The organism is Methylobacterium gregans, from assembly GCF_022179245.1.
GTDB lineage: Bacteria > Pseudomonadota > Alphaproteobacteria > Rhizobiales > Beijerinckiaceae > Methylobacterium > Methylobacterium gregans.
Window position 1 is genome coordinate 1 of record NZ_BPQM01000031.1, and the last position, 4,647, is coordinate 4,647.

General features: G+C 67.4%; 5 protein-coding genes. 1 reads left to right on the forward strand and 4 read right to left on the reverse strand.

Annotation, left to right across the window (positions count from 1 at the left end; all coding sequences use genetic code 11):
* From MFF54_RS08300 to rpsL, 4 genes are all read right to left on the reverse strand, one after another.
* Positions 1–394, reverse strand: a 394-nt coding sequence (locus MFF54_RS08300) for a GTP-binding protein (protein ID WP_171015372.1), incomplete at its 3' end; no start/stop codon positions are given.
* A gap of 79 nt (positions 395–473) precedes the next feature.
* Complete coding sequence (gene fusA, locus MFF54_RS08305) at positions 474–2,549, reverse strand: elongation factor G (protein ID WP_238302145.1); 2,076 nt, start codon at positions 2,547–2,549, stop codon at positions 474–476.
* 57 nt (positions 2,550–2,606) lie between these two features.
* Positions 2,607–3,077: a 30S ribosomal protein S7 gene (gene rpsG, locus MFF54_RS08310; RefSeq protein ID WP_238302146.1), complete on the reverse strand. Its 471-nt coding sequence runs from the start codon at positions 3,075–3,077 to the stop codon at positions 2,607–2,609.
* A gap of 115 nt (positions 3,078–3,192) precedes the next feature.
* A complete protein-coding gene (rpsL, locus tag MFF54_RS08315) occupies positions 3,193–3,564 on the reverse strand; it encodes a 30S ribosomal protein S12 (protein ID WP_066927123.1) in 372 nt (123 codons plus the stop codon).
* A gap of 527 nt (positions 3,565–4,091) precedes the next feature.
* On the opposite strand from rpsL, the gene MFF54_RS08320 reads away from it, so the two are divergent.
* Complete coding sequence (locus tag MFF54_RS08320; RefSeq protein WP_238302147.1) at positions 4,092–4,490, forward strand: hypothetical protein; 399 nt, start codon at positions 4,092–4,094, stop codon at positions 4,488–4,490.
* Positions 4,491–4,647 lie beyond the last annotated feature (157 nt).

Genomic DNA, 4,647 nt, shown 5'->3' on the forward strand with positions numbered 1-4,647 from the left:
CCAGCGCCGGCACGCCGACTTGGCGGGCGAGCAGGATGTGCTCGCGGGTCTGCGGCATCGGGCCGTCGGCGGCCGACACCACCAGGATCGCGCCGTCCATCTGGGCGGCGCCCGTGATCATGTTCTTCACGTAGTCGGCGTGGCCGGGGCAATCCACGTGGGCGTAGTGGCGGTTGGTGGTCTCGTACTCGACGTGGGCGGTCGAGATCGTGATGCCGCGCGCCTTCTCCTCGGGGGCCTTGTCGATCTGGTCGTAGGCCGTGAACGTCGCGCCGCCCGACTCCGCCAGGACCTTCGTGATCGCCGCCGTCAGCGAGGTCTTGCCGTGATCCACGTGGCCGATCGTGCCGATGTTGCAGTGCGGCTTCGTACGGCTGAACTTTTCCTTGCCCATAGGGGCCTCCTTGTCTTCGCGTGTCTGGTTCAGAGGAAGGGTGCGCGCTGATCCGGCGCGCACCGTCAGGCTTGGAGCCTTACGCGTACTTGGCGATGACCTTGTCGGCCTCGCCGCGCGGCACTTCCTCGTAATGGTCGAACTGCATGGTGAAGTTCGCCCGGCCCTGCGACATGGAGCGCAGGTTGTTCACGTAGCCGAACATGTTGGCCAGCGGCACCATCGCGTTGATGACGTTGGCGTTGCCGCGCATGTCCTGGCCCTGGATCTGGCCGCGGCGGGAGTTCAGGTCGCCGATGACCGAGCCGGTGTAGTCCTCGGGGGAGACCACCTCGACCTTCATCACCGGCTCCAGCAGTACCGAGCCGCCCTTCTGCAGCGCCTCGCGGAAGGCGGCGCGGGAGGCGATCTCGAAGGCGAGCGCCGAGGAGTCGACGTCGTGGTAGGCGCCGTCGATCAGCTCCACCTTCACGTCCACCACCGGGAAGCCCGCGAGCACGCCCGCACCGAGGACAGAGTTGAGGCCCTTCTCGACGCCCGGGATGTACTCCTTCGGCACCGCGCCGCCGACGATCTTCGACTCGAACGAGAAGCCGGCGCCCGGCTCGTTCGGCTCGACCACGAACTTCACGCGGGCGAACTGACCGGTGCCGCCGGTCTGCTTCTTGTGCGTGTAGTCGATCTCCTGACGGCGGGTCAGCTTCTCGCGGTAGGCCACCTGCGGCTGGCCGATATTCGCGTCGACCTTGTAGGTGCGGCGCAGGATGTCGACCTTGATGTCCAGGTGGAGCTCGCCCATCCCGCGCAGGATGGTCTGGCCCGATTCCTGGTCCGTCGAGACCCGGAAGGACGGGTCCTCGGCGGCGAGCTTCTGGAGCGCGATGCCGAGCTTCTCCTGATCGGCCTTCGACTTCGGCTCGACGGCGATCTCGATCACGGGCTCGGGGAACTCCATCCGCTCGAGGATCACGGCCTTGTTCGGGTCGCACAGGGTGTCGCCGGTGCGGGTGTCCTTGAGGCCGGCCAGAGCGACGATGTCGCCCGCGAAGGCTTCCTTGATGTCTTCGCGGTTGTTGGCGTGCATCAGGAGCATGCGGCCGACGCGCTCCTTCTTGTCGCGCGTCGAGTTGATGACGTTGGCGCCCGAATCGACCTTGCCCGAGTACACGCGGCAGAAGGTGATGGTGCCGACGTGGGGATCGTCCATGATCTTGAAGGCGAGCATGGAGAAGGGATCAGAGTCGAGCGGACGCCGGACGGTCTCCTCCTCGGTCTTGAAGTCGATCCCCTTGATCTCACCGCGGTCGGCGGGGGACGGCAGGTAGTCGACGACGGCGTCGAGGAGCGGCTGAACGCCCTTGTTCTTGAAGGCCGAGCCGCAGAGCACCGGGTGGAAGGCGCGCAGCTGCACGGCCTTGCGCACCAGCAGGCGCATCGTGTCCTCGCTCGGCTCGGTGCCGTCGAGGTAGGCGGCCATGGCGTCGTCGTCGAGCTCGACGCAGGCCTCGACCAGCTTGGTGCGGTACTCGACGGCCTGGTCCTTGAGGTCGGCCGGGATCTCGGTCTCGTTGAAGTTGGCGCCCAGCGCCTCGCCCGACCAGACGATCGCCTTCATCTTGATGAGGTCGATCACGCCCTGGAAGTTCGACTCGGCACCGATCGGCAGCTGCAGGCAGACGGGCTTGCCGGCGACGCGGTCGATGATGTCGGCCACGCACTTGAAGAAGTCGGCGCCGATCTTGTCCATCTTGTTGACGAACACGACGCGCGGCACGTCGTACTTGTCGGCCTGGCGCCACACCGTCTCGGTCTGGGGCTCCACGCCCTGGTTGCCGTCGAGCACGCAGACGGCGCCGTCGAGCACGCGGAGCGAGCGCTCCACCTCGATCGTGAAGTCGACGTGGCCGGGGGTGTCGATGATGTTCAGGCGCTTGTCGCGCCAGAAGCAGGTGGTCGCAGCCGAGGTGATCGTGATGCCACGCTCCTGCTCCTGCTCCATCCAGTCCATCGTGGCGGCGCCCTCATGGACCTCGCCGATCTTATGGGACTTGCCGGTGTAGTACAGGATCCGCTCGGTCGTCGTGGTCTTGCCGGCATCGATGTGGGCCATGATGCCGAAGTTGCGGTAGTCCTCGATCGCGTGCGTGCGGGGCATCGGGGTCTCTCCGGAAGGGGGCGGACAGGCGCGCCGCGGTCGGCGCGCCTTCGGGAATTACCAGCGGTAGTGCGAGAAGGCGCGGTTGGCCTCGGCCATCCGGTGGGTGTCCTCGCGCTTCTTCACGGCGTTGCCGCGGTTGTTGGCAGCATCGAGCAGCTCGGCGGACAGGCGCTCGACCATGGTGCGGTCGTTGCGCGAGCGGGCGGCCTGGATCAGCCAGCGGATGGCCAGCGCCTGGCGGCGCTCGGCGCGCACCTCGACGGGGACCTGGTAGGTCGCGCCGCCGACGCGGCGGGAGCGGACCTCGATCGCCGGGGCGACGTTGTCGAGGGCGGCGCGGAAGACCTCGATCGGGTTGGCGCGGGCGCGGTTCTCGACGATGTCGAAGGCGCCGTAGACGATCCGCTCGGCGGTCGACTTCTTGCCCTCGTACATGATCGAGTTCATGAACTTCGTGAGGACCACGTCACCGTACTTCGGGTCCGGGATGATCTCACGCTTCTCGGCAGAGTGACGACGGGACATTTTTTCGTACCTTCGAAAAATATGGTCTTAAGCACCCCGCGCAGGCCGCCTTACTCCGGGGAGCGGCGGCATCCTTACGGGGCCGTGGAAAGCTGTTGGCCCTGGTCCGAAAAACTTACTTCGGACGCTTGGCGCCGTACTTCGAGCGGCGCTGCTTGCGGTTCTTGACGCCCTGGGTGTCGAGCACGCCGCGCAGGATGTGGTAGCGCACGCCCGGAAGGTCCTTCACGCGGCCGCCGCGGATCATGACCACGGAGTGCTCCTGAAGGTTGTGGCCCTCGCCCGGGATGTAGCCGATGACCTCGAAGCCGTTGGTCAGGCGGACCTTGGCGACCTTACGAAGCGCCGAGTTCGGCTTCTTCGGGGTCGTGGTGTAGACGCGGGTGCAGACGCCGCGCTTCTGCGGGCAGGCGTTCAGCGCCGGCACCTTGTTGCGGCTCCGCTGGATCTTGCGCGGCTGCGCGATCAGCTGGTTGATCGTCGGCATTCTCTGCCCTCTTCCTGTGGATCGCCTGCCGGGCGATCCTGTCCCGTCGTGACGCCCCTTGCGGGGCTTGGTGTGGCGGCCGCGGCTAAAATCTTGGCCGTCACGTCGCAAAACGAATATGCGCCAGGGGTCGCGAAACCCTTGGCGCGCTCTCGGCAGAGGAGCACAACCGGTACAGGTGCGCTCGTACCTACGGATCTGACGAAGCGTCAGGCGATGTGAGCCTCCGGAGCCTTGGGGCGCGATGGCGGAGCGGGGAAAATCCGTCCGCGGCAGCCCTGTGCCGTCCGAAGTGGCGCGCTTCTAGACGCGGAGGGCCCGCGCGTCAATGCTTGGGCGCGCGATTTCTGGCCCCTGTGGTCCGTTAACGCGCGGTTTCCGTCGGGTGCCGCGGCGTCTCGCGTCCGGTCTGGGACGGCACGGACCGGTAACGCTCACCAATGATTAAAGCGACTCGGCGAATTGTCCGGATCGCGGGGCGCCGACGTGAGCGCGCCGGATGCGTGCAGCGTGCCAGGGTGATGCGTATGGGTCTCGTCTCGACGGCGTCCGACAATGTCGTTCCGTTCCGCCGCCCCGTGAAGACGCCGGCCGCCGTCCTCGGAGACGGGGTGCGGGAGGGGCAGATCCGCCGCCGCAGCGAGCAGCGCAGCCTGATGGATGCGGTCTATGCCGGCGGCAGCCTGCTGGTGGCGGCCGAGGACCGCGAGACCAAGGTCACCGCCTCGCGGCTCCAGGTCTACGGTTTCCTCGGCATCGAGGAGGTGCTGGAGGACGGCGCGCGCCGCCGCTTGCGCCCCTCCGAATCGGTCCGTGCCAAGGGCGACCGGCCCTGGCGCCTCACGAAGCCCGCCTTCGGCGCCATGGCGGTGACGATCCCGTCGATCGACGACTTCCTGTTCGAGCCCGCCGGCCACCGCGCCTGAGGGCCGGACCCCGGAGGTCGAGGCCTCTGGCGGGTCCGGGGCCGAGCCCTGGTCGGCGAAGCCACACGCTCGGGGCTCCGCCCCGAGACCCCGCCCTTAGACCCCGCTCAAGGACCCCAGGCCCTTGGGGATCCCCAAATGAAGACGCCCGCCGGAC

Bases quoted from the DNA above. Each gene is read 5' to 3' on its own strand.
- fusA (WP_238302145.1), bottom strand. From the start codon at position 2,549: ATGCCCCGCACGCACGCGATCGAGGACTACCGCAACTTCGGCATCATG.
- rpsG (WP_238302146.1), bottom strand. From the start codon at position 3,077: ATGTCCCGTCGTCACTCTGCCGAGAAGCGTGAGATCATCCCGGACCCG.
- rpsL (WP_066927123.1), bottom strand. From the start codon at position 3,564: ATGCCGACGATCAACCAGCTGATCGCGCAGCCGCGCAAGATCCAGCGG.
- MFF54_RS08320 (WP_238302147.1), top strand. From the start codon at position 4,092: ATGGGTCTCGTCTCGACGGCGTCCGACAATGTCGTTCCGTTCCGCCGC.